The sequence below is a fragment of the Oceanirhabdus sp. W0125-5 genome, assembly GCF_027938815.1.
In the GTDB taxonomy this organism is placed as follows: Bacteria; Bacillota; Clostridia; order Clostridiales; family Clostridiaceae; genus Oceanirhabdus.
In genome coordinates, this window is sequence record NZ_CP115913.1 from 3585111 (window position 1) to 3611583 (window position 26473).

General features: G+C 30.4%; 29 protein-coding genes. 2 read left to right on the forward strand and 27 right to left on the reverse strand.

Annotated elements, in window-relative coordinates; all coding sequences use genetic code 11:
* Positions 1 to 72: 72 nt before the first annotated feature.
* From scpB to OW730_RS16635, 9 genes are all read right to left on the reverse strand, one after another.
* On the reverse strand, positions 73 to 735 hold the full coding sequence (scpB, locus tag OW730_RS16595; protein ID WP_271225169.1) for an SMC-Scp complex subunit ScpB: 663 nt from the start codon (positions 733 to 735) through the stop codon (positions 73 to 75).
* Positions 728 to 1474, reverse strand: a complete 747-nt coding sequence (locus tag OW730_RS16600) for a segregation/condensation protein A (protein ID WP_271225170.1) — start codon at positions 1472 to 1474, stop codon at positions 728 to 730. Before OW730_RS16600 ends, scpB begins: the two co-directional genes overlap by 8 nt.
* A 123-nt stretch (positions 1475 to 1597) precedes the next feature.
* Complete coding sequence (locus tag OW730_RS16605) at positions 1598 to 2794, reverse strand: D-alanyl-D-alanine carboxypeptidase family protein (protein WP_271225171.1); 1197 nt, start codon at positions 2792 to 2794, stop codon at positions 1598 to 1600.
* A 144-nt stretch (positions 2795 to 2938) separates the two neighbouring features.
* Entirely contained in the window at positions 2939 to 4243 is a 1305-nt protein-coding gene (locus tag OW730_RS16610) for a pyrimidine-nucleoside phosphorylase (RefSeq protein ID WP_271225172.1), read from the reverse strand.
* A 93-nt stretch (positions 4244 to 4336) separates the two neighbouring features.
* Complete coding sequence (locus OW730_RS16615) at positions 4337 to 5152, reverse strand: purine-nucleoside phosphorylase (RefSeq protein WP_271225173.1); 816 nt, start codon at positions 5150 to 5152, stop codon at positions 4337 to 4339.
* A 39-nt stretch (positions 5153 to 5191) separates the two neighbouring features.
* Complete coding sequence (locus OW730_RS16620) at positions 5192 to 6364, reverse strand: phosphopentomutase (RefSeq protein ID WP_271225174.1); 1173 nt, start codon at positions 6362 to 6364, stop codon at positions 5192 to 5194.
* Between the two features lie 26 nt (positions 6365 to 6390).
* On the reverse strand, positions 6391 to 7269 hold the full coding sequence (locus OW730_RS16625; RefSeq protein ID WP_271225175.1) for a tyrosine-type recombinase/integrase: 879 nt from the start codon (positions 7267 to 7269) through the stop codon (positions 6391 to 6393).
* 116 nt (positions 7270 to 7385) lie between these two features.
* Positions 7386 to 8012, reverse strand: a complete 627-nt coding sequence (spoIIM, locus tag OW730_RS16630; RefSeq protein ID WP_271225176.1) for a stage II sporulation protein M — start codon at positions 8010 to 8012, stop codon at positions 7386 to 7388.
* A 164-nt stretch (positions 8013 to 8176) separates the two neighbouring features.
* A complete protein-coding gene (locus tag OW730_RS16635) occupies positions 8177 to 8704 on the reverse strand; it encodes an NUDIX hydrolase (RefSeq protein WP_271225177.1) in 528 nt (175 codons plus the stop codon).
* Positions 8705 to 9042: 338 nt separating this feature from the next.
* Between OW730_RS16635 and OW730_RS16640 the strand changes: the two genes are divergently transcribed.
* The gene (locus tag OW730_RS16640; protein WP_271225178.1) at positions 9043 to 9171 is read left to right on the forward strand and encodes a hypothetical protein; all 129 of its coding nucleotides are present in this window, start codon (positions 9043 to 9045) and stop codon (positions 9169 to 9171) included.
* Between the two features lie 18 nt (positions 9172 to 9189).
* A complete protein-coding gene (locus OW730_RS16645) occupies positions 9190 to 9315 on the forward strand; it encodes a hypothetical protein (RefSeq protein ID WP_271225179.1) in 126 nt (41 codons plus the stop codon).
* An 18-nt stretch (positions 9316 to 9333) separates the two neighbouring features.
* Here OW730_RS16645 and OW730_RS16650 read toward each other — a convergent pair whose 3' ends face one another.
* From OW730_RS16650 to spoIIIAF, 18 genes are all read right to left on the reverse strand, one after another.
* Entirely contained in the window at positions 9334 to 10437 is a 1104-nt protein-coding gene (locus tag OW730_RS16650; RefSeq protein ID WP_271225180.1) for a GerAB/ArcD/ProY family transporter, read from the reverse strand.
* A gap of 188 nt (positions 10438 to 10625) precedes the next feature.
* Positions 10626 to 11447, reverse strand: coding sequence for a sporulation transcription factor Spo0A (gene spo0A, locus OW730_RS16655; RefSeq protein WP_271225181.1), 822 nt, complete (start codon positions 11445 to 11447; stop codon positions 10626 to 10628).
* Between the two features lie 282 nt (positions 11448 to 11729).
* Positions 11730 to 12926, reverse strand: a complete 1197-nt coding sequence (gene spoIVB / locus OW730_RS16660) for a SpoIVB peptidase (protein ID WP_271225182.1) — start codon at positions 12924 to 12926, stop codon at positions 11730 to 11732.
* 300 nt (positions 12927 to 13226) lie between these two features.
* Positions 13227 to 14921, reverse strand: coding sequence for a DNA repair protein RecN (gene recN / locus OW730_RS16665; RefSeq protein ID WP_271225183.1), 1695 nt, complete (start codon positions 14919 to 14921; stop codon positions 13227 to 13229).
* 38 nt (positions 14922 to 14959) lie between these two features.
* Positions 14960 to 15412 carry an arginine repressor gene (locus OW730_RS16670; RefSeq protein WP_271225184.1) on the reverse strand — a complete coding sequence of 151 codons (453 nt, stop codon included), beginning with the start codon at positions 15410 to 15412 and terminating at the stop codon, positions 14960 to 14962.
* A complete protein-coding gene (locus OW730_RS16675; protein ID WP_271225185.1) occupies positions 15402 to 16259 on the reverse strand; it encodes an NAD(+)/NADH kinase in 858 nt (285 codons plus the stop codon). The genes OW730_RS16670 and OW730_RS16675 overlap by 11 nt, the downstream gene beginning before the upstream one ends.
* A gap of 10 nt (positions 16260 to 16269) precedes the next feature.
* Positions 16270 to 17067: a TlyA family RNA methyltransferase gene (locus OW730_RS16680; protein WP_271225186.1), complete on the reverse strand. Its 798-nt coding sequence runs from the start codon at positions 17065 to 17067 to the stop codon at positions 16270 to 16272.
* A 4-nt stretch (positions 17068 to 17071) separates the two neighbouring features.
* The gene (gene dxs, locus OW730_RS16685; RefSeq protein WP_271225187.1) at positions 17072 to 18940 is read right to left on the reverse strand and encodes a 1-deoxy-D-xylulose-5-phosphate synthase; all 1869 of its coding nucleotides are present in this window, start codon (positions 18938 to 18940) and stop codon (positions 17072 to 17074) included.
* Between the two features lies 1 nt (position 18941).
* A complete protein-coding gene (locus tag OW730_RS16690; RefSeq protein WP_271225188.1) occupies positions 18942 to 19505 on the reverse strand; it encodes a hypothetical protein in 564 nt (187 codons plus the stop codon).
* Between the two features lie 637 nt (positions 19506 to 20142).
* Complete coding sequence (locus tag OW730_RS16695; RefSeq protein WP_271229585.1) at positions 20143 to 21006, reverse strand: polyprenyl synthetase family protein; 864 nt, start codon at positions 21004 to 21006, stop codon at positions 20143 to 20145.
* Positions 21007 to 21026: 20 nt separating this feature from the next.
* Positions 21027 to 21227 carry an exodeoxyribonuclease VII small subunit gene (xseB, locus tag OW730_RS16700; RefSeq protein WP_271225189.1) on the reverse strand — a complete coding sequence of 67 codons (201 nt, stop codon included), beginning with the start codon at positions 21225 to 21227 and terminating at the stop codon, positions 21027 to 21029.
* Positions 21228 to 21229: 2 nt separating this feature from the next.
* Positions 21230 to 22459 (reverse strand): exodeoxyribonuclease VII large subunit, encoded by a 1230-nt coding sequence (gene xseA / locus OW730_RS16705; protein WP_271225190.1) that lies wholly within the window; start codon positions 22457 to 22459, stop codon positions 21230 to 21232.
* On the reverse strand, positions 22437 to 23282 hold the full coding sequence (locus OW730_RS16710) for a bifunctional 5,10-methylenetetrahydrofolate dehydrogenase/5,10-methenyltetrahydrofolate cyclohydrolase (RefSeq protein WP_271225191.1): 846 nt from the start codon (positions 23280 to 23282) through the stop codon (positions 22437 to 22439). Before OW730_RS16710 ends, xseA begins: the two co-directional genes overlap by 23 nt.
* Positions 23283 to 23293: 11 nt before the next feature.
* Positions 23294 to 23689 (reverse strand): transcription antitermination factor NusB, encoded by a 396-nt coding sequence (gene nusB, locus OW730_RS16715; RefSeq protein WP_271225192.1) that lies wholly within the window; start codon positions 23687 to 23689, stop codon positions 23294 to 23296.
* 420 nt (positions 23690 to 24109) lie between these two features.
* Complete coding sequence (locus OW730_RS16720; RefSeq protein WP_271225193.1) at positions 24110 to 24520, reverse strand: Asp23/Gls24 family envelope stress response protein; 411 nt, start codon at positions 24518 to 24520, stop codon at positions 24110 to 24112.
* A gap of 79 nt (positions 24521 to 24599) precedes the next feature.
* Positions 24600 to 25091 (reverse strand): SpoIIIAH-like family protein, encoded by a 492-nt coding sequence (locus OW730_RS16725; RefSeq protein WP_271225194.1) that lies wholly within the window; start codon positions 25089 to 25091, stop codon positions 24600 to 24602.
* A 20-nt stretch (positions 25092 to 25111) separates the two neighbouring features.
* Positions 25112 to 25792 (reverse strand): stage III sporulation protein AG, encoded by a 681-nt coding sequence (locus OW730_RS16730; RefSeq protein WP_271225195.1) that lies wholly within the window; start codon positions 25790 to 25792, stop codon positions 25112 to 25114.
* Positions 25793 to 25871: 79 nt separating this feature from the next.
* The gene (spoIIIAF, locus tag OW730_RS16735; RefSeq protein ID WP_271225196.1) at positions 25872 to 26465 is read right to left on the reverse strand and encodes a stage III sporulation protein AF; all 594 of its coding nucleotides are present in this window, start codon (positions 26463 to 26465) and stop codon (positions 25872 to 25874) included.
* Positions 26466 to 26473: the final 8 nt, after the last annotated feature.

The window sequence follows — 26473 nt, forward strand, 5'->3', positions numbered from 1 at the left end:
CAATAAAAATAAAATTTCACAGAGTGAAATGTCAATCATTCTCCATTATCAATTATACATTATACATTTGTTTTATTCTTCGAAGTCTGCTGCAACTTCCAAGATGTCCTTTTTTTCATAATCTGAAGACTCTTCTTCTGAGAATTGTTCTTCAATCTCTTTATGGAAATCTTCTTCTATTTCAAATTCATCAAGATTTGGTAATAATCCTAAACTTTCAAGTTCGAAATGTCTTAGGAATTCATCAGTTGTACCATAAAGTATAGGTCTACCGGGAACCTCTTTCCTTCCACTTTCCTTTATCAATTTTTTCTCAACTAGGGTGTAAATTGCTCTATCACATTTAACCCCTCTAATTTCTTCCATTTCAACTTTTGTGATAGGTTGTTTATACGCTACAATTGCCAATGTTTCAAGTGCAGCTTGAGATAAGGATTGTCTAGTATTTGTTTTTAATAACATTCTAATAAAGTCAGAGTTTTCAGTTTTGGTAACCATCTGATAGCTGTCTTTAATCTTAATAATTTTTATTCCGCTTTTCTTATCTTTATTTTTTATTTCAATAAGTTCATCCATTAATTTCTTACCAAATGCCTCACTACAATCTAACACATCACATATCTCTTTAAAAGAAAGTGGCTCTCCTTTAACAAACAATAAAGATTCAACAACTGAGTAATATCTTACTTTGGTCTCTTCTTCTCCTATATGCATCTGATAAAACTCATTATCCATTATCAACAATCCTTTCAATATGTATTTCATTAAAATTATCTTTTTGAGACACTTTTATTGTTCTCTGTTTGATCAATTCAAGCATAGCAAGAAAAGTAACTATAACCTCCATCTTACTCTCACAAGTTTTCATAATACTTTTAAATTGAATATTTCTACTCTTAGTTAATATTAAATTTATATGCTGCATCTTATCCTCAATTTTGTATTTATCAACTAAAAACTCATTTGGTATACCAGTATTTTCATTTAACTTGTTCATGTATAAATACATAGTCTCATTATAGATATTGAATAGCTCTAAAAGTGTAACACCTTTTAACATTTCGTCAATATTAAATTCTTTCTTCTCTATAATAATTTCTGGTTTTTTAGTAAACATATAACCAAATGTTTTAGATTTACCTTTAAGATATTCCGCTGCTGCTTTAAACTTCCTATACAAAATAAGCTTTTCAATAAGATCTTCTTTAGTTAATTCATGTTCCTCATCATCAGCTGATAAATTATTCTTAGGAAGCAATTCTTTTGACTTTAATTCAAGAAGCATTGCAGCAATTACAATAAACTCAGATGTTATATCGAGATCCATATTTTTCATTTCTTCTATGTACTCCATATATTGCTGAGTGATATCTCTAATTTTTATATCATAAATACTCATTTTATTCTTTTTAATAAGATGGAGCAATAAGTCAAAGGGACCTTCAAAATTGTGTATTTTTATATTTAATGCCATTATTTTCACCGCTTTTTCTATATTTAAACTAACCTTAATTATAACATCTATGTGTATTTTCTTGCAAGGTTTCAGTAACTAAAGAAACAGACACAATTAAATTAAATCGTGTCTGTTTGATATTTATATAGCATAATCGTAAAGGTCTTTTATATTATTAATTAGATTGTTGATAAATCCACCAATTTTTATATCTCTATCACTGCATATTTCAAATTCTCCAATCATCTTTTCTTCAAAGAATATTTGGCACTTACCAATTACATCGCCCTTCTTGTATGCTTTTTTATCCATTTCTAATATAATTTTTTTGTCAATTTTCTGATTCTTTTTATTTCTCTCTAAGGTGATTGAGAAATCTTCATTTGCTTGAGCTATCAAAAACTTGCTTCCGCTCTTGTTGAAAGTAATTTTCTCTACTTTATCACCCTTCTTGAATATATCAATTTTTTGAAATTTACTAAATCCGTGATTCATAAGTAATGAAGCATCTCTATTTCTTTTCTTATATGTTGGTGCACCCATTATTACAGCTAACATTCTTACACCATCTCTTGTTGCGGTAGCTGATATGCAGTATTTCGCTTTACTAGTAAATCCTGTTTTTAATCCATCGCATCCTTTAAAAAATCTTACAAGTTTATTATGGTTCACCATTTCTATTGGTGTTCTTCTTCCTTCACTTAAGGTTTCCATATATGTTCCAGTGTACTTTAATATTTCTTCATATTTCAATAATTCCTGTGACATTATAGCAATATCTTTAGCTGTCATTTCATGTCCGTTTTCAGGTAATCCGTGACAATTCTTAAAAGTAGTATTTTCCATACCTAACTCTTTAGCTCTTTTATTCATCAGAATAACAAACTCCCCTTCAGAGCCACTTATATACTCCGCTAATGCCACAGCCGCATCATTACCTGAAGCAATGGCTACACCCTTCAATAGTTCTTCTACTGTCCTTATTTCCCCTATATCCAGTAGCATTGTGCTGCCGCCCATTTTTTTTGCATTTTCGCTTACTGTGACCTTATCAGACATTGATATCTCTTTTTGATGTATTTTTTCCATTGTTAGTAACATTGTCATGACTTTTGTTACTGATGCTGGTTCATACTTTATTTCACTATTCTTTTCAAAAATCACTTTTCCACTTTTAGGTTCCATTAATAAAGCAGAATTAGCTTCAATGTTCATACCACCAGAAATATTCTCACTTTCATTTCTAGGCTCTAAAGCACAAATGTGTATAGGTAAAAATAGTTCGAATATGTATATAGCAGCAATAAACTTAATTAAATGTTTTGATGTTTTTTTCATATTCATCCTCCTCATAACTAACTTTGTACTTATTTTTACCTAATATATAAATATTATAGCTATTTAATTTTTTCATATTTAGAAGAGGATGAAATAAAAAGCTGTTAAAAGAAGTTCAACCCTTCTTTAACAGCTTTTGAATTATTATTTTACTATGTCATAAATTAGTGGAATTTCTTGCTCATAACTTTCACTAATTGTTATATTTTCTAGAATTCCCTTTATTGCTCTCTCAGCTTTCGCCTTATCATTTGCATGAATATACGCTATTACATCGCCTTCTTCAAGCTTAGCACCACGCTTTTTCTCCATCATGATACCAACACCAAGATCTATAACATCTTCCTTAGTCGCTCTTCCTGCTCCTAATTCCATTGCAACAATACCGATGTTTTGAGCATTGATTTTTGATATATATCCTGCTTTAGGTGCTTTAACCTCTACTATGAACTCTGCACCTGGTAATAAGTTAGTATCATCAACCATAGCTTCATTTCCACCTTGAGCCTTAACGAATGCTTTTAACGTCTTAAGAGCTTCACCAGATTCAATTGTTCCTAAAAGTTTTTCTCTTGCCTCATCAGCGTCTTTAGCTTCACCAGCAAGAACAACCATGTTGCTACCAAGAGCTAAACATAACTCTAGAAGATCACTTGGTCCATTACCTTTTAATGTCTCAATTGCTTCTTTAACCTCTAAAGCATTTCCTATAGCTTTTCCTAGCGGCTGATCCATATCAGAGATGATAGCAACAGTGTTTCTTCCAACACCTTTACCTATAGCAACCATTTCTTGTGCTAAAGCTCTTGCGTCTTCAACAGTTTTCATGAATGCCCCATCTCCAACTTTAACGTCAAGTACTATAGCCTCTGCACCTGAAGCAATCTTCTTACTCATGATACTTGAAGCGATAAGAGAAATATTATCAACTGTAGCTGTAACATCTCTTAATGCATATAATTTCTTATCAGCTGGTGCTAAGTCACCACTTTGTCCAGCGATAGCAAGTTTTAAGCTGTTTACGTTATCAACGAATTTTTCTCTTGTCATTTCAACTGAGAAACCATCAAAACTCTCAAGTTTATCTATAGTTCCACCAGTGTGTCCAAGTCCTCTACCAGACATTTTAGCAACTGGAATACCTAAAGATGCAACCATAGGTCCAAGAACTAATGTAGTAGTATCTCCCACTCCACCTGTACTGTGCTTATCAACCTTTACTCCTTTAATATCAGAAAGATCAATAACATCTCCACTGTTTACTATAGACATTGTTAAGTTAACAGTTTCCTCTTTATTCATCTTTTGAAAGAAAATTGCCATTAATAAAGCAGAAGCTTGATAATCTGGAATCTCTCCCTTAGTATATTTTTGAACAAAGAAATCTATCTCTTCTTTTGATAATTCTTCCCCTCTTCTTTTCTTAAGGATTAAATCATACATTCTCATAACTCAATTACTCCTTTCCAGACTACATCATTTTAATTATTTTCTTAACTAATGAAACAAAGTTTTTCGCATCTATATATTCAAAAGAATAAATTATACTCTCTTAATTATTTCTCCAACTAATTGAATAAATTGCTTTCTAACCATCGCTGAAGTTTCGATAACCTCTTCGTGATTAAGTGGTTGCTCTAAAATACCTGCAGCCATGTTAGTTATGCAAGAAATACCAATTACTTTTAATCCACAGTGTTTTGCAGCTATAACTTCTGGAACAGTAGACATACCAACAGCATCTGAACCTAAAATTCTTAACATTCTAATCTCAGCTGGTGTTTCGTATGCAGGACCAGTCATCATAGTGTATACACCCTCTTTTATATCAACTCCGATATCCTTAGCACACTCTCTAACTACTTCTCTTAAGTCTTTATCATATGCATCTGACATATCTGGGAATCTTGGTCCGATTTCATCATCATTTGATCCCATTAATGGGTTATTGCTTGCAAAGTTAATATGATCTTTAATAATCATTAGATCTCCAGGTACATACTCAGTGTTTACTCCTCCTGCAGCATTAGTAACCATTAATACTTTAACACCTAATTCTTTCATGATGTTAACAGGCATACCTAATCTCTCCATTGCATGACCTTCATAGTAATGGAATCTACCTTGCATGCAAACAACGTTTTTACCATTTAATTTACCAAAAACGAATTGTCCTGCGTGACCGTGAACTGTTGATGCAGGCATGTTAGGTACATCTTCATATTTAATTATTACTTTTTCTTCAAGGTTATCTGCCATAGCTCCTAAACCAGATCCTAATATTGCCCCAATTTCAGGAGTCTCCTTTATAACACCTTTAATATACTCTGCACTCTCTTTTATCTTTGCGTAATTCATTATAAACCCTCCATAATATTAAATTTTCATAATCAATATTTATTTTTTAATTTCTGTATAAAAACTTTCTCCATTGATGTCGTTGTCAACATTAAACATATCTAATACTGTTTTTCCAATATCACAGAAAGATTTTCTTGTGCCAAGGTTAACATTTTCCTTAATATTGTTTCCATATACAAGTAATGGAACATACTCCCTTGAATGATCAGTTCCAGGCATTGTTGGATCACAACCATGATCAGCAGTGATAATTAATACATCATCTTCATCCATATTTTCAAGAATTTCAGGCATTCTATTGTCAAAATCTAATAACGCTTGAGCATATCCTTCAACGTTATTTCTATGACCATAATGCATATCAAAATCAACAAGATTTGCAAATATAAGACCATCTTTATTCATTTTCATGTATTCTATAACATTATCTACGCCATCCATATTGTTCTTAGTGTGAACTGCATCAGTTACTCCAAGTTTGTTAAATATATCTTCAATTTTACCTACTGCCATTACGCTTTGACCAGCTTCCTCCATATATTGTAGAAGCATTTTTATTGGTGGATTAAGAGCATAATCTCTTCTATTTGCTGTTCTTGTGAAATTACCTACTTCTCCAACAAATGGTCTAGCTATAACTCTTCCAACACTTCTTTCACCTACAAGCATATCTCTAGCAATTTGACACATGTTGTAAAGCTCTGGTACTGAAATCACTTCCTCATGAGCAGCTATTTGGAAAACTGAATCTGCAGAAGTGTAAACAATAGGGTAACCTGTTTTAACATGCTCTTCTCCAAGTTCTTTTATAATTTCAGTTCCTGAAGCCACTTTGTTACCAATTATTTTTCTACCTATTTTTTCCTCAAAATCTTTTATTATATCCTCTGAGAATCCATTAGGATAAGTGTTTAAAGGTTCTTCAAGAATAACACCACTGATTTCCCAATGTCCTGTTATTGTATCTTTACCTTTTGAAGCTTCAGAGCATCTACCAAATGCCCCCTTTGGTGTATCAACTGAATCAATTCCTTTTATTTCATCAATATTTCCAAGTCCTAAAGCTTCCATATTTTTAAGCTTCAATCCGCCTAATTTCTCGCTTATATTTCCTACTGTATTACTACCTTTATCTCCATATAGATCTGCATCAGGTAATGCGCCTATACCAACACTATCTAATACAATTATAATAGCTCTTTTACTCATAATATTACTCCTTTCTTATCTAATGTTTATTTAGCTCTGGGATGTGAATTTTCATAAACTTCCTTTATCTTGTAGTTATCAATTACATCTTTATAAATAGCTGTAGCCACTAGATTTTTATGACCTAGTATTCTCTGCACAGCTGTTATATCAGCGCCATTTTCAATTAAATGAATTGCAAATGAGTGCCTTAAGGTATACGTGTTAATGTTTTTTTCTATATTTGCTTCTTTGCTGTATTCTTTAATTAATTTCCAAAAACCTTGTCTAGTGAGTTTTTCTCCCTTTAAATTAAAGAAAACTAAATCACTTTTATTTTTGGGATAATTCTTTCTCTCATCCATATAATCCGTAAGATACTTCAATGCAATTTTTCCTATTGGTATTACTCTTGTCTTTCGTTTATTCTTTCTTAAAAACATTTGTCTACGTTCTAGATCAAGATCATAAATACTTAAGCTTAATAGCTCACTTACCTTTACTCCACATGCATACATAAGTTCTAACATTGCTTTATCTCTTAACCCTTTAAAAGTTGTTAAATCTTGTGTATTAAGTAAAAGATCAACCTCATCAACAGTTAAAGTAACTGGTACTGGTCTATCCTTAATAGGTATTTCAAACTCAGTAACCACAGGTTCTTTGATAATTTTTTTCTTATACATAAATGCAAGTAAATTATTGATAGAACTTAAATTTCTTGTTATTGTTGAGTTAGCTTTTTTCTGCATTTTCAGGTTGTTTAAGTATTTAATTACCAATATGTTATCGATGTCATAAAACTCAATATTAAGTTCCTGAACATAATTTAAAAACATATTGCAATCACTAATATAGGCTTCTTTTGTATTATTGGTAAAGCTCTTGCTGTTTATGTATTTAATATATTCAGCCATAAGCGCCATGACATCACCTCAAAAAAATAATTTACTCACTTAATATGTAGTATTCAACAAAAATCTCAAAATTCCTCCAAAGATTTTAATTTTTTTTTATTTTTGAGAAAACCCAAGTAAAAAAATTATACTTGGGCTAGTAGTAATGGAAATATAATGCATTGAATAAAATTTATTACTATAACCAAGGTAATTATTATTATATAATAGCTGCCATATGATAAAATTCCTTTGAACCAACTATTCCCTCTTCCAATTCCATTTTGAATAATTCTAATAGAATTTTCTATAGCTAGTACTGAAGCAAAGAGCACTATTGGTATGTACATAATATTAAATATTATAAGACCAACAATCGCTAACCACAATCCACTTGTCCCAAAATTATTAGTAACGAAACAGAACGCAAAGCCTAGAGTAAATCCTTTATATACATCAACAAGATATATGAGAGGTAGTCCAATTACAGTCAAACCTAAAACAAAAAGCACCAAGAAGAACTGAAGGTTACTTTTTAATGTTCTTAAAAAATAATGGAATGTAGTAATACTTCCATCATTTAAAATTGAAGCATTTCTATTTATAACTTCAACTAACCCATCCCTTTGTTGACCAACTATGTACTTTGCAGAATATATTCCAATAACCATACCAAAACATAAACAGAAAATCGCAATTAGATAAAAAATCATATTATTATTAACATGCAATATGATTTTTTCTTTCACACCACTTTTTACTCTATAGTTCATTCCACACCTCACACTATAAATATATTCAAAGAATAAATATCAAAGAACAAAGAAGAAATAAAGTTTTGCGTAGCAAAACCACCTGATTTATTCTTTATTCTCTTTTCTTTATTCTTTATATAGTATAGTAATATCTTATGTGTGAGGAGCTTTTCTTATTACCATTATTTCCTATTATCATAGAAACACATTGCCGAAAGAGTTTTACTGTCAATTATTTTCCCAGTTCTTATTAATTCTCTTAACTCATCAACTGGCATTTCTTTAACATTTAAGAACTCATCCTCATCTCTATCATCTCCAACGTACTCTAAATCAGTTGCACAATAAAGTTTGATTATCTCATTACAGAACCCTGCTGAAGTTACAATCTCTCCTATATAATCAATCTTGTTAGCTATATACCCTGTTTCCTCTCTCAGTTCTCTGTTTGCACACTTTAATGAATCCTCATCACCATCAAGCTTCCCTGCTGGTATTTCAAGTATAATATCATCTATAGGGGTTCTATATTGCTCAACTATAAGAACTTTATCTTCTTTAAAAGCTAAAATTCCAACAGCCCCATTATGATAAACAACCTCTCTTTTCGCTTTCTTCCCATTAGGAAGTTCCACATCTAACATTTTCACATCGATTATTTTTCCTTTAAAAATATCTTCTTTATTTAAAATTTTTTCTCTTAACTCCATTTTATACTCCTTCTTTCTCTTATTTTTTTATATATTGAAATATTGAAAGTCTATGGTGAAAGTTGATTCATTTAAATAGATTAAATATATTTATGTACAATAAATAATTTTCTAATCGAACAACAAATAACAATCGCCCTTAGCTCTCAAAATATTATTTTTAGTCTTTTATACAGTTATTATACCTTAATCCCATGTATCAGTAAATAATACAATATATACATGTTTTTTACAATATAGAATAGATAAAAATCATCTAATATTTAAGCTTTGTAATGGAAAACCTAATCATGAGATAAAATATAATTTCAAAAACATAAGATGAAAGGAAGGTAAATATGACAAGCGAAAATAAACCTAAAGCTACCAAGCAGAACAAAAAAGAAGATGGTAAATTTAGATCAATGCAAAATAGACACAGCGAATCAGAACTTACTAGAAATACTTTCGCAACTAAAAATAAATAAGCTGAAAGGAAGATAATTATGACAAAACAAAAACCATCAAGAAATCCAAATAGAAGCACAAAAGATAATGCAAAAACTAACGGTGCTCATGATCGCCATGGTATGAATGATAGAAATAAAGCAGCTCATTCACATAATCAATAGCAATTAAAAACAGGTAGTTTATTCTACCTGTTTTTTAATTCTCACATAATTTTTCTTTTTAATTTCAGCAATAATCCATATAATAATAGGAAAGATTACCTGAAAAATTAAAGCATAATAATTCCACATTCCAGCAGTCCATTCATAAAAACTCATAATATTTATTGTTTCAAAATGAGATATAATTAGTATTAAAACAGCTGTTGGAATAATTAGAACTCCATAATCTTTATATTCTAATATTTTACCGAATCCTCTACATGCACCTAGCAAAAATACACTAATTTTAATAATCACTCCTAATAAGAATATGATAGATGCTATTACTTCTGCCCTTTTTAAAAAGACTCCGAAACCCATCTTTGAAAAAGAAAAGTACGTAGGATGATATAGGGATGAAGCTGTATCTACGCCTAAAACCAATATATTAATCATTGAAACCCCAAGTATTAAAAACGAACCAAAAAATAATCCTATAAGATAGACTTTATATGGGGATTTTTTTCTTTTAAAAGCTGAAAATGCAATTGTAAATGGTATTGTTTCTGTAAATGGAAACATAAAAGCTGCAAAAGACCCTTTAAGTATTGGCTTTGAGCCATTAGCTAAAACCGGCTTAAGATTTTTAATATCCATAGCTGGAATCAATAATAGTAATGATACTATTAAAAAACCAACTAGTATGATTATAAAAAATTCACCCCATTTTCCTATTACTCCAATTCCTTTATAAACCATGCAAACACATAAAAATATCATTAATGCATCTAGCAAAAACATTGGAGTTCTTGGAAGTCCAATTATTTTAACGAAATATCCAAAATTAATCAAAACTTCAGCAGCTGTCTCTATAATAAAAAGAGTAATTATCAACTCTATTATTTTACCAATAACCTTTCCAAAACAACATTCGATAATATCAAACATATCTTTATTTTGAAAAATTACATGTAATCTAGCATATATAAATAATATGGGTATCGACATAAAAGTTCCAAGGATTATTGCTAACCATATATCTTGTTTAGCATCTATTCCAGTTGCTTGTATTGAACTAGTTCCAATTATAAACATGGTCATAAGAACAATTCCATGTCTATCAGAGATAACTTCTTTTTTCATTAGTTCATTCTCCTATGCATAAAGTTAATCACTTTTAAATATTTATTTAAATAATAGTTTTATTATTCTTCTAATACTTTATCTAATACATCCTAACAATCAAAATTCTCATGACTTAATTTAGACAAAACAAAAAGACACCTCCATATCATAACTGATATAAAAGTATCTTTAAATTCATAATTATTCTAGCTAACTCTATTCTGTAATCTCAACTTATCAGCAACCATAGCGATAAACTCAGAGTTTGTTGGCTTGCCTTTATCATTGTGAATTGTGTATCCGAATAGCTTATTGATAGTGTCAACTTGACCTCTAGACCAAGCAACCTCAATTGCATGTCTGATTGCTCTTTCAACTCTACTAGCTGTAGTATTGAATTTTTTAGCTATAGATGGATATAATTCTTTAGTTACTGCTGATAATAACTCAATATCATTAACTACCATGCTTATAGCTTCTCTTAAATACATATAACCTTTAATATGAGCTGGAACACCAATCTCATGAATTATATTAGTTATCTCTCTTTCAAGATCGAATGGCTCATTTCTAACTTCATTTCTAACTACAGCAGGTTGAGAGTTTACAAATGTACTTGCTACTCTGCTTCCCTCGCTAGCTATTGTACTATTGAACATTTGTCTGATTCTCTTAGTGAATACATCCATATCAAAAGGTTTAACTACGTAGTAATCAGCACCTAGAGTTATAGCTCTCTGAGTAATCTTATCTTGCCCTACAGCTGAAAGAACAATCACTTTTGGTGATGAACTTAGATTCATACTCCCTAATCTTTCTAAAACTCCTAGACCATCAAGTTGAGGCATAATAATATCTAATACAACTAAATCCGGTTGTTTTTCTTCAATAAGCTTTAAAGCTTCCAATCCATCTCTAGCAATACCTGTAACTACTATATCCTTTTGTGTTAATAAATAATCGTTAAGAATACTACAAAATTCTTTATTATCATCTGCTATTAAAACCTTGATTTTGTTATCATCCATTTGATCTTCCCCCTTCTTCTTTCCCAAAATACCAATTCTTAACAATTATTGAATTCGACAAACGATTGGTAATTCCTTCTATTTGAGAAAATTTATTTTATTTTTTTTTAATTAATACATAATAAAAGTCAGTTTTTCAATATATGTACACTTTCTACACTAATAAATCACCTGTAATGCTAAATCATTACTTTATTTCACAATAAAAAAATAAATAAAGATTTCAGATATACATCTTACTATCTTTACTTATATTTTACTATCTTTTTAGTAATTTTACCACTATTTATTTAAAATTTCAGCATCATTTATCATCCATTCAATATAAATTCCATATCCTACATCTGGTTTATTAACTAATACATGTGTCACAGCACCAACAATTTTGTTGTTTTGTATAATAGGGCTTCCGCTCATTCCTTGAACTATTCCGCCAGTTTCCTTCAATAATTTTTCATCTGTAACCCTAATTAACATGCTTTTCCCATTAGCTGTGTTTTGGTCTAATAGTTTTTCAATCTTTATATCGTAGAATGCTGGTTTTTTTCCTTTTATGGTTGTAATAATTTGTGCTTTACCTAATTTAATTTCATCTCTTAAGGCAATCGGCATAGGTTTGCTACTGATTGGATTGATAATTTTCCCATTACTATTCCCAAAAATCCCACAAATAGTGTTGCTTTTTATTTCTCCTAAACTTTTGCTATTTTCATTAAAAATTCCTCTTAATTCTCCTGGTGCCCCTCTCATACCTTTCTTTACTGAAAGAATATTTGAGTTAACTATTTCACCATTCTCAATTTTCATTATTTCCCCTGTATCTACATCTGTTATAGGATGACCTAAAGCACCAAATTTTTTACTGCCTTCATGATAAAAAGTAAGTGTTCCTACACCCGCCGTGCTGTCTCTTACCCACATTCCAATTTTAAATTTACCATCGCCTTCACTCTTAATTGGCTTAATATTCTTTAAATTCTTCTTTCCTTTTCTTTCTATTAAAATCCTATGCACTCTTTTAGGATTTTCGTTTATTATTTTTGAAATATCAGTTGCTACATTTATCTTTTTTCCATCTATCTCTAAAATACAGTCTCCAACTACAATTCCCGCAGATGCTGCTGGACTTTTTTTAACTACTGTACTGTCATTTATATCTGTAAGCGCTACAACAAGAGCTCCTTTAGTTTTTAATTTAATTCCTACTGGTGTTCCTCCAGGATAGAGTTCTACATTACCTACAGAATTAATATTAACTTTTTTCAAACTCAGTACACCTAATAATTTAGCATCATACAAATTATCATTTTCAGTTTCTTGCGCATTAACTTTTTCATATTTGATAACTTTATTTTGTAAATATGAATCTAAATTTTTTGTATGTACATTATCAGGTAATATCTCATAAACACTTGATACTGCACAAACAACTAACAAAAGTAACATTATTATAAAATTATAAATACTTCTTTTTTTCATTGAATTCCCCCCATTTATTTATCGTCATACATTTAAAGTTCCCTTTTTAAACAAGCTATATGCTGTATTTTTACTTGAAGTAGAACCAATGAATTTAGGGTTATATAATAAATTAATTATTTGGCTTTAATTGTAAGAGCTTAAAGTCTAAAGTAAAAAAACAAATTAAGTTTACATTCATCACGCTTAAAAAGATTTAACTTATAATATTTCTGATTTATACTTGTTTTATATTTATTATTATTTCAAAAAAAAATAAAATAAGACTACACTATATAGTCTTATTTTTTCACAATATTATTAATTTATTCTATGTTTTTTATTATCTGCTAATCTTATTATTTCAATGGCATGATTTCTAATTGCTTCCGTAATATTATCTCCACCAGACATTTTTGCTATTTCATCAATCTTTTCTGTGCTGTCAAGTATCTTAATATTGGTAAAAGTCTTATTCTCTTGAACCTTCTTTTCAACTCTGTATATATGATCAGAAATACACGCTATTTGTGGTAAATGGGTTACACAAAAAACTTGATGTTTTTTTGATATATCATACATTTTTTCACCAACTCTTTGTGCAATCTTTCCACTTATCCCAGTATCTATTTCATCAAATACTACTGAAAAAACTTTATCTCTATCAATAAATACTGATTTCAACCCTAGCATTATTCTTGAAAGTTCTCCCCCTGATACAATAGCTCCTAAAGAATTCATAGGCTCACCTGGGTTAGTGGAAATCAAAAATTCTACTTCATCATTTCCTACAGAATTAAAATTTGATAGTTTTCTTACATCAACACCAAAGTTACTCTTTTCTAAACCAACAAATTTTAATTCATTATTAACTTTTTCAGATAATTTTTTTCCTATAGCTACTCTATCATTGTGTAAATCTTCAGCTAAAACTAGTAATTCTTTTTCAAAAATTAAAATTTTTTCCTCTAACTCATCAATTTCATTGTCTCTATTCTGAAGTTCATCATACTCCTTAACAATAGAATTTTTGTATTGGATTATATCATCTATTGTTTCACCATACTTTTTTTTCATACTATCAATTATGTATAGTCTTTCATTAATCCAATCTAATTCGTTGTTATCAAAATATATCTCTCCACTTAAACTATTTATTTCTCTAATACACTCTTCAATAACATAAAAAGCATCATTCAAATCATTTTTTACACCTTTAATTTTAGGAAAACACTCTTCCAGCTCTATAAGCTCAGAAACAATGCTATTTAAATCATCATAGATAGATCTTCCACCATAATTAGAGCCATTTAATGTATTATATGCATTTTCAAGAGTAGTTTTAATTTTTTCACTATTACTTAGTGTGTTAAAGCTCTCGTATAAAGTAACATCTTCACCAGATTTCAATTCATGCTTTTCAATATCATCAATTTGAAATTTTAAAAATTCAATCCTTTGATTAGCCCCTTGAATTTCTTCCCTATACTTATTTACCTTATTCTTTAACTTAGTATATTCTTTAAATTTATCTTCAAACTGCTTTTTTTTCTCAATAAATGCTGTATCTCCATAGTGATCTAGATACATGATATGTTTTTTACTATCTAATAGTCCTATATTATCATGCTGTCCATGAATATCTAATATATTCTTGGTTAATTCTTTTAATGCGGAAATATTAACAGCAGTATTATTAATTCTAGTTATTGTTTTACCATATTTGAATGTTTCTCGAGAAATAATCAAATAATCTTCATATTCAATCCCAATATCATTAAGCTTGTCTTTAATATATTCTTCTTCAATGAGAAATATCGCTTGTACAAAAGTTTTATTTTCTCCACTTCTAATTAAGTTTTTTGAAAACTTTCCTCCAAGAACAAAGTTAATTGCATCAATAAGTATAGATTTACCTGAGCCTGTTTCTCCGCATAGAACGTTAAATCCGTCATTGAAGCTAACTTTCACCTCTTGTATTAAGGCAAAATTTTTAATATGTAATTCTAGAAGCATAATATCCTCCTATTAGTCATCTAATAATAAAATTGATTTTAATCATTGATAATTTTATGAATTTCTTCAACCAATTTGTTAGCTTCTTCTTCCTCTCTAAGAAGTATAAAAATTGTATTATCTCCTGCAATAGTACCTGCAATTCCAAAAAAATCAAGCTGATCTATCATTTCTGCAGCTGCTGATGCACTTCCAGGTAAAGTTTTAATTACAACAAATTTATCAACTTTCTCTATGCTTAATATACTATTAGAGAAAATACCAAGAAGCTTTTCTCTTTTAATATCAGTATCTGGAACTGAAATAGCATATTTATATCTCTTGTTCTTTGATAATACTTTAATAATCCTTAGTTCTTTAATATCTCTAGAAAGAGTTGATTGTTTAACATCAATACCTTTTTCTAAAAGTTTTTCTCTTAACTCTTCTTGTGTTTCAACATCATACTTTTTTATAATTTCTATAATAGTTGCTTGTCTTTTACCCTTCATTTTTTCTCACCTTCATAAAATTATTTTTATGCATGATTTTTCTTCTAAGAATATCAAAATAATCATTATTTAATAAACGTAATACTTTACATCTTTTTTCACTCTTAGTTACAATTATCTCATCCTCTTCAGATAGTTCATAAACATTCTGACCATCAACAGTTAAAAAAATACTTTCATTTTGCCCTTTTAGCTTTAATGAAATTTCCTTATTTGCTGAAACAACCATTGTTCTCATTGACATTGTATGAGGACAAATCGGTGTAATGGCAACAACATCTAACTCTGGATGAATAATTGGTCCTCCAGCTGATAAATTATAAGCAGTTGAACCTGTTGGTGTAGATATTATTATACCATCTGCAGTAAAATTGGTATAAAATTTATTATCTATACTTATTGAGAATTCTACTATTCTAGATAGGGTACCCTTTGCAGCCACTATATCATTCAAGGCTATAAATTCATCTGATTTACCGTCTTTTATTTTACAATTCAACATAATTCTTTCTTCAATTTCATATGAATCCCTATATAATTCTCCAATAATATCGTCAAAATCCCCAATCTCAGCATTGGTTAAAAAACCTAGATTCCCTATGTTAATACCTAAAATAGGGATATCGTTCTTACCAAGACTTCTTGCAGTTCTAAGTATAGTCCCATCCCCACCAAAAACAATAATAAAATTCAAATTCTCAGCTCTTTCAGTATTTAAATCCATAGAATCTTTGAATATTTCAAAATGCACATCATGAAAAACCTGTTTTAATTTCTCTATGATTTCATTTAACTGATCACCATGAATATCTTTGCTTGAATTTATATTTATTCCAATTCTTTTCATATTGAACCACCTACTTTAATGTTAAAAATGCATCATTTACAATATTCTCAACTTGAATATCATTATATTCTACAATGGATTTTTCTCCATAAATTAAATACTCAATATTTCCGTTCGGTCCTTTAATAGGTGAATAACTAAGTTTAACATTACCTATATTCTCATCTTTAAATAAACTTAAAATTTCATTTATAACCCTTTTATGTTCCTTTTTATCCTTAACTACACCTTTTTTATTAAGATATTTTCTACCACATTCAAATTGTGGCTTTATTAAAGCACAAATTCTCCCATTGTCCTTTAGAAAACTATTTGCCTTTGAAAGTATCTTACTAAGTGATATAAAAGAAACATCTATAGATATAAAATCAATATTATCTTCTACTTGCTCCTGAGTGAGATCTCTAATATTACAATTTTCCATTGATATTATTTGAGGATGACCTTTTAATTTTTCATGTAGTTGGTCTGTCCCCACATCAATACTGTATACCTTATGAGCTCCATTCTGTATCATACAATCTGTAAAACCTCCCGTAGAGGCACCTATATCCATGCATATTAAATCCTTTAAATCTATATTGTATTCATCAATGGCTTTCTCCAGCTTCAATCCACCTCTACTTACATATGGAATTTTTCTTCCCGTAAATTGAATATCGCTGTCTACTAAGACCTTCTTTCCGGTTTTAGTAACAATTTTACCATCAACTTGAATATCACCTTTTTTTATATGTTCTTGTGCTCTTTCTCTTGAAGAAAACATCCCTTTCTTATAGAGCAGAACATCTAATCTTTCAGTTTCCATTAAATCACCTTAAAGCCCTTTCTATACTGCTTGCGATTCCTTGGCCATGTAAATCATATTTCTCGTAAAGTATTTCGATATTTCCATGTTCAATAAATTCATCTGGAAATCCAAGATTAAGAACCTTTACTTTGTCATGATCTTTATTTAAATAAGATAAAATACTTTCACCAAATCCGCCCCTTAACACATTGTCTTCTACAGTAACTATCATATTGAAGTTCTCTTTTAATTCATCCAACAGATGCGTATCAAGAGGTTTAATAAATAATCCATTTATCAGTGAAGCATTTATTCCTTTTTCATTAAGAATTTTCCATGCTTCAAGAGCTTTTGTTAAAAGCCTGCCGTTACTAATAATCGCAATATCTTTTCCTTCTTTAATTATTTCCCATTTTCCATCATTAATAACACTAATATCATCAATTTCGTTAATTTCATCATAATCTCCTCCTCTAGGATAACGAATCGCTACAGGAGCATTATGATTAAATGCCCATCTCAGAATTTTATTTACTTCCCCAATTTTTTTAGGAGCTACAATAGTCATATTTGGTATTTGTGTTAGATAAGAAATATCAAATACCCCTTGATGTGTTTCACCATCATCACCAACTATCCCAGCTCTATCAATTCCTAAAACCACAGGTAGCTTCTGCAAACAAATATCATGTAATATTTGATCAAAAGCTCTCTGAAGAAATGTAGAGTAGACTGCAAAAAACGGCTTTAAACCTTCACTAGCCATCCCAGCTGCCATTGTTGTAGCATGTTGTTCAGCAATTCCTACATCAAAAAATCTATTTTCAAATTTTTTACTGAATTCACCTAAACCAGTTCCTTTGGGCATAGCTGCTGTAATTGCAACTACTTTTTCATCTTCTTTAGCAATATCAATAAGAGCATCTCCTACGGCTGATGAATACGTTGGAGTTGATTTTTTTAATGTTTCTCCAGTAATAACATCAAATTTCCCGATACCATGAAACTTATCTGGATTATTTTCAGCTGGTTTATACCCTTTTCCCTTTTTAGTTATTACATGTATTAATACTGGTTCATTTAACTTTTTTGCATCCTCTAAGATTTCATCTAGATGTTTAATATTATGGCCATCTATTGGTCCAAAATAATGCAATCCCATATCTTCAAATATCATATCAGGTAATACTACCTGTTTAACTGCACTCTTAACATTAACAATACTGTTTGATATCTTTTTCCCTATATGAGGTATTTTGTCTATTGAACTCCTTACCTTATGTTTTATGGTATTATATTTTGGATTCACTCTTAGATCATTAAGAATATTTGATATTGAGCCAACATTTTTAGAAATTGACATTTCATTATCATTTAAAATAATAATCATTTTACTTTTTCTGAATCCTACATCATTCAATGCTTCAAAAGCCATTCCACCACTAAGTGCACCATCACCAATTATGGATACTACATCAAATTTTTCATTTTTAAGATCTCTTGCCCTAGCCATACCTACTCCTGCTGAAATAGATGTACTGCTGTGTCCTGCTTCAAAGAAATCATATTTACTTTCACTCTTCTTTAAAAATCCACTTAATCCCTGATGTTGTCTTAATGTTGGAAATTTATCTTTTCTACCAGTTAAAATTTTATGTACATATGATTGGTGGCTAACATCCCAAATAACCTTATCAATATCCAGGTCAAAGACTCTATATAAACTAATGGTCAATTCCACAACACCTAAATTAGATGCTAAATGACCACCTGTCTTACTTATATTCTCTATAAGGAATTTTCTTATATCCATACTAAGCATATCTAATTGTTCATAATCTAAAGTCTTTATGTCCTTAAAAGAATTAACTTTATCTAATATATTATACATCTTACCCTTCCTTCTTAATCATGTTTACTATCTGTGCAACTTTAAAAACAATATCATTACTATATTTAATTGCAATATTTTTCCCCATGGCCTTACCACCAACAGTCCCTGCCGCAACTAGAGAACCCATCAAGGCACTAAGCAAAGTCTCTTTAATTGGGAATCCTCTACCCACAAGTGTATTAACGATTATTCCACTAGCTGTACCACTAACGATTCCACATATATCACCAATTACATCATTACAAAAATTAGAGACCTTATCAGCATTTCTAACTAACTTAACAGCTAGTTTTGCTCCAGGTACTTTTTTTGCTGCCATTGAGTGAAAAGGAGTTTCGTTAGCAGCAGTAACTGCTGTACCAACTGTATCTAAAACCACTCCAAATGCAATTATTAAAATCAATATAACAAAAGCTACTAATACTTCAGCGTTTTTTAGTAGCAAATCAGATAACGAGGTAATTGTTCCCCCTAATAAAATTGTCCATAATATGATGTAAAATACCCATTTTTTGTGACTCATTGTTTCCTTAGCTTTTTTAGCTTTCTTCTCTTTACCCACTTAATTCTCCTCACAACAAATAAAAATATGTATTAAAGTGGTAATATATTAAGTAAACCTTATGGCTTAGGTCCAGTTGGATTTCCCACAGAGTTACCAAGTGTCGCCAACTTGACGGTTTCCCATTAAAACTCTGTCTAAAATGTTACCAATTTTAGTACTGGACTACCACTTAGACCATACTGCAATCCTTAATATACCTCTTAACAAACAGTCTAGGAGCTTTCCTCAACAGTTGGCTATTCCTTTAGTCTCTTTTGCAGCATAGGTTTAAGTCCTAAGACCTCTACCTACCCCACTCAAGACAGGCTACACTGCACATAGCTTTCACCACATTGCAGGTTTAATCCATATTCGTAGAAAGGGTATCTAGCCCTAACCACAATATATGGTCTCCGCGGAGGTAGGGTCAGTTGCGCATGCCGTTGCGGCTGCCCCACCACCTTCCTCCCAGCACACACCCAAGACTGGGCGTCTTAAGCATCCACCAGGAGTTTCATCGATGTGCCCTTCGACGGATTTTTAGCCCCGCCTTGAGAAATAGTTGCCTGACTAGAATACTGCACCACTTTATTCTATCTATCAACATTAATTATTATAACATATTAAGCAATATCTATAAAATCAAGTAATTATTCTAATAGTCTCTCTCTAATAAAAATCTTGTTAAATCTTCCAAAATCTCAGTATTCTTATCTATTTTACCTAAAAGAGCAAAACATTCATTTGTTAAATCTGCAGCTCTTTTTCTACACTCATCAATTGAAAAAAACTTAACATATGTGTTCTTTTCTCTAGAAGAATCAGTTCGTAAATTCTTACCAACTTTGTTCTCATCTCCTACAACATCTAATATATCATCAATTATCTGAAAAGCCAACCCTATTTTTGAACCAAATTCACTTAAAATTTCAAATTCTGCCTTTGATGCTCCCCCAATTGAAGCCCCAACTAATATGGAACTTTTTAGTAGTGCACCTGTTTTCTTTGCATGAATAAAGCTTAATTCTTCAAAGGAAATATCTTTATTCTCACTTAGTATATCAACTACCTGACCACCAATCATTCCATTAACACCAGAAGCATCACCTAAAATTGTAGCAGCCTCTAAATGTTTTTCTCCGTTTATAGCAGCTTCTTTCAACATTATGTTAAATGCCTCATTCAATAATCCATCTCCAGCTAAAACAGCTAAACCTTCACCATAAACTTTGTGATTAGTAGGTTTTCCTCTTCTTAGATCATCATCATCCATACAAGGGAGATCGTCATGAATAAGTGAATATGTATGTATCATTTCAATGGCACATGCCATTGGAAGTATCTCTTTTATATCGTTCTTATATAGTCCATAAGTAAGAACAGCCAAAATTGGTCTTATTCTTTTTCCGCCATTAACAATACTATATTCCATAGACTGATAGATTTTACTCTCATATGTACCTTTATCTTTAAAATAATTATTCAACCAACTATCAACTAAGATTTTAATTTGATCTATATTCATATGGTTAACCTCGCTTAAACTTCCTCTTCTTTATTTAAAATTTGGATTTTTCCTTCTACCTCTTTTAGCTCCTTATAAAGCTCGTTGCAGAGTTTTATCCCTTTTTCATAGTTATTCATAGCTATTTCGAGAGGAAGTTCATCTCCTTCGAAGCTTTTAACAAATTCCTTTAATTCTTGGAATTTTTCTTCATATGATTTTTTAGTTCTACCCATATTTACTCCTCCAATAGATTTATCCTACCATACACCTTATCTTCTGCGAATGTAAACTTGTAAACTTCGTCTTCAGTTATCATATTACTTCCCTTAACTGTTGTACCATCTTCCTTTTGAATAATAGAATATCCCTTTTGAAGTACATTTAAAGGATTATACGAATTCAACAAAGCACACTCTTTTGCTAATTGTTCTTTTAATACAACTAGTGTACTTTCCATCTTATTGCTTAGGAATTCTCTTGTATTTATAATATCTTTAAGTTTATTTCTCACAATCATCTCAGGAGAATTTCTTAAAAGTTTCTCCTTCATTAGATTTAAGCTATATTTTTTCGCATCTATATGTTTATACATAGAATTTTGTAGTCTTATTGTCATTTCATCTAAAAGAGCAATATACTTTGTTGAGTCGAAAACAGCAATTTCTGCTGCTGCTGATGGTGTAGGGACCCTTACATCACTGACAAAGTCAACTATAGTATAATCAGTCTCATGACCTACAGCTGAAACAATTGGCTTTTTACATTTAAATATGCACCTTGCTAACTCCTCATCATTAAAAGCCCAAAGTTCTTCTAGTGACCCTCCACCTCTTGTGACTATAATCAAGTCAATCTCTTTAAGTTTTTCTAATTCTTTTATCCCATTAATTATTGATTTCGGTGCATTAATCCCCTGTACTAAACAAGGGGAAATATAAATATTTACCCCTTCAAATCTTCTTTTAGCAACTGAAATTATATCTTGAACAGCTGCTCCTGTGGGTGATGTGACTACCCCTATATTTCTATTAAACTTAGGTATTTCCTTCTTGTAAACTTCATCAAAAAGGCCTTCTTCTTCAAGTTTTTTCTTAAGAGCTAAATATTTAACAAATAACTCTCCTTCACCTTTCTTAGTCATTTCAGTAACATAAAATTGGTATTTTCCTTCTTTGTCATACAAAGAAACTCTCCCTTTTATGTTTACCTTCATCCCATCTTCAGGCTTAAAGCTTAGAAAGGCTACATCACTCTTAAACATTACGCAATTTATTTTTCCACCTTTATCTTTTAAAGAAAAATAAGCGTGTCCAGAGCTGTGTAATTTAAGGTTTGATATTTCTCCTTCAACTAAAACATTTCTTAAAATAAAATCATTCTCTAGAATTTTCTTTACATATTGATTTAGTTCAGTTACACTTAAACTCTTTAAGTACATATAATCATTCCTTACTCTTTTTTGCATTAGAAACAACATTTCTTAAAAGAATAATAGTTGTTAAGGGCCCTACTCCTCCTGGTACTGTACTTACATAATCAGCAATATCAATAACTTCTTCTAAATTAATATCTCCTACAATTTTCCCATCTACGTTAGTAGTTCCAATATCAATTAGAATACTGCCTTCTTTTACATAACTAGCATCAACCAGTTTAGGGCTTCCTGCACAAGCAAATACAATATCTGCTTCCCTACATTTTTTGTCTATATCTTTACTTTTAAGGTGGCACACTGTAACAGTTGCATTTTCATTATTCAATAATTGAAATAAAGGCTTCCCAACCACATTACTTCTTCCAATTACAACAACATCTTTACCTTCAAATTTTACACCTGTCTGTTTAGCTAATTCTAATGCAGATATTGCTGTACATGGTGCAAAATCAAATTCACCACTATAAACTTTTCCAATATTAGTAGTGGTCTGACAATCTATATCTTTCTCTGGTTTTATTAAATTAAACACATCTCTCCCATCTAATCCTTTAGGAAGAGGTGATTGTATTAATATACCGTGAATATTTTCATCATTATTTAACTTCTCTACAAGAGTTTTTAACTCTTGGAAGGAAATATCCTCAGGTAATCTATGTAGATTGTACTTTATCCCAACCTCGTCACACTTCTTCTTTTGAATACCAGTGTAAAAAATCGAGCCTCCATCATTACCAATAAGTACTGATGCTAATGTAGGCTCTATGGAACTCTTCTTTAACAATGAAACATCTTTTTTAAGCTGAGTGATAATCTCTCCACAAAGCTCTTTACTTTTTAGTTTTATACCCAAAAAATCACTCCTTAAACGAAGTTATGTAATACTCCATTTATTAAATCCGTTGCCTTATCTTCGCAATATATCTTTCCTAACTCAATTGCTTCATTTACTGCAACTCTAGCAGGAACATCTTCTACATGTTCTATCTCAAATGCAGCAATTCTCATTATTGCAAGACTAGTATTTGAAAGTCTATTAATTTTCCAATTATGCAGTTTATCTTGGATATTTTTATCAATCTCTTCTTTATGTTCTTGTACTCCCTTAAGTATCATCTCTACATATTCAAAATCAACTTGCTCAATATCTTCAAATTCTGCTTTTTTAAAATTCTCTATTGCACTAGTTATATCATTACCACTAAGAGTCATTGAAAATAGTATTCTCATGGCAACTTCTCTTGATTTTCTTCTGTTCATATTTGCCTCCTTATATATAACTACCTTTTTTACCTTTGGTATTATAATTTTACCACATTTTTATCATATTTATCACAACTATATATAATACCCTAATTCTTTTTAAACCACAACTAGAAATTAAAAACCTTTTAAAGAAGTGGACAGTTGACAGTGGACAATGGACAACGATGGATGCTTCTCACTTTCGTGAGAAGCTACATTTTATTGTTCTTTAGAGAAGTAAATGTTTACTCATTTTATATTAGGATAAAATATTGTATTTGAAATACAATGTTTCATTACAAATGAAACGAGTAACTATTTATTTTTCTTATAACAATACAATTAAAATTTCTCGAAGAGAAATATCATTCGTTTTCCATTTTCAACTTTCCACTTTCAACTAAAAAAAAAAAAGATGCACACAAAGTGCATCTTTTATTCAGTGATTGTTTCTTCTTCCAAAATGGTTTCAGTCTTTTTAGGTATCACTACGTCATGAACATAGATATTTACAGCTTCCACATCAATTCCTGTCATTGTTTCCACTTGTGTTTTCACTGCCTTTTGAGCTTCATGGCATACATCTTGAATCTTTACACCATACTCAACAACAATATTAAGATCTATAGATGCTTTATTTTCTTCAAAAGAGATCTTAATACCCTTATGTAAGTTCTTCTTGCTGAACATATTTGTGAAACCTTCAACTATACCTGATGTTATACCAACAATTCCATTTACATCATTAATTGCCAAATTAGCTATAACGCCAATAACATCATCAGATATCTTAACAGTTCCTTTTTCCATTTCTTCGATTTTTTCTAAAGATTTTTTTTCTTCCATTTATCTTACCCCCTAATCAACCTTAGGTATTTAATTATTGTAATTATACCAAATAGGAGAAGACTCTTCAATGTTTTTATTATTTTCTAGAAATTTCAACTTCTCTGATTTCAGTCTGTGATACAACAATAGCTCTAATTTCCGCCATTTGCTCTTCAGTTAAATCCTCTTCTAATTTAACATATACCTTTACATTATTGAAGTCGTCTGCAACTAGGCAAAGTACATTTTCATATCCTTGAGCTTTAAGTTGTCTCTCTAAGCTTTGTTCTTTTTCAAGTTGAACTACCATTCTTGTTTGCTGTTCTAAAGCTTGATTTCTAACTTCTTCAGAGTTATCTTTATTATCAATAATATCTTGAAGAACTTGCATATTTGCTGCTGAAGTAGTATCTCTTTCAACTATTTGTTTAATAAAATCATCATTTTCTTCTTCAGTTTGCTCAACTCCCAAATTTCCAACTGGTGAATTCAATGGTGGTAAATCACCGTTTAATTTCCAAGAAGCCACACCTACGATGACAATTAATACTAATAAAGAAACAAGAATACCTGCTTGCTTTCTATCCATTATTTTCCCTCCATATCATCTTAATTCTTATACTCACACCCAATTGGGTATACCTCTACTTGATCTGACTTGAGATCATACAAGGTTAAAATTGCTTGTTTCATTTTTTGTCTTACCAAGCTATCTGCTGCTCCTTCAGCTGTTACTACTACTCCAATAACTTTTGGCTCGACTACTTTTGTTACTAAGGCTTTTGTCTTATCACCCTCATTCAAAGTGACAACTGTTCTCCCATTTTGATTGGTATTTATCTTTCTTGTACCTCCATTATCATCAGCTTCCTCTGTTAAGCTTACTGAGTCATTAATATTGGTTGCAATGACCTTTTCTTCACTACTTTCAAAATGCATAATTACTGTAATTTTGCCCCCTCCCTGTAAATCATTTAGAAAAGTAGTTAGTTCTTCTTCTTTCTTTTTCTTGTAATTACCCACTTCAGTACTTACGAATTTTTCGTCTTTAACACCCTGTGTCGGCACCACGTTATTACCATAAATTTTTTCACTATCCTGTTTAAAGGCACTGTTCAAAAGATTATAGCTTAAGGCCCCTAATACCAGAAATAATATTATGATAATTCCGTTGTATATTTTTCTTCCTTTTTTCTCTTTTGGTAAAAGCTTTTTTAATATATTTAATATGCTATTTAGCAAGGCATTATTAATAAAAACGTCTAAAATTGATTTTTTATTATCTCCCACTGTATCCCCTCCTAATTTCAAATTTATTTCCCTATATTTATATAACCCATAGAATTAAATTATTACTATAAAGTTTTAATCAATCATCTTGTGAATATACCTTAACTGCTTTTTCCTCTAGATCTAAGAGCTTTCCAATATGTTTCTTTATTTTATTTAAGTTTTCATTATTTTTGTTTTCATTTTCATTCTCAACACTCTTATTTTTACTTATTACAACTGGCTTTACTCTCTTAATACTACTGTTTCCATTTACTCCAATTGCAATTTCGTCAATTACAAACATCCCCTCAGAATCATCATAACTAACCTCTATATCCATACTAAATTTTGTATCTGGATATTCCTCCTTCAAACTCTTAAGACACTCTTTTTCAATATTATTTCTATACACCTTGAGTGTTCTATCGATATTCTTATCTCTATATTTTTCATACTCATAGGTATCTCTTTCTTGAAATTCATAATTAAATTCATCAAAGTTTACATTTATGGCTGAAGAAGGCTTTAAAGCAATTATTATTGGATTTATTATAACTAACATTAAAATTAATCCCATAACGAATTTACAGTACTTTTTTAATTTGTTATTAGGCAGTATTAATTCAACGCCCGTCATTATGACAATCATAGTACATATACTTATGATCCACTCTTTTATTAGCTCTATCATCGTTAACC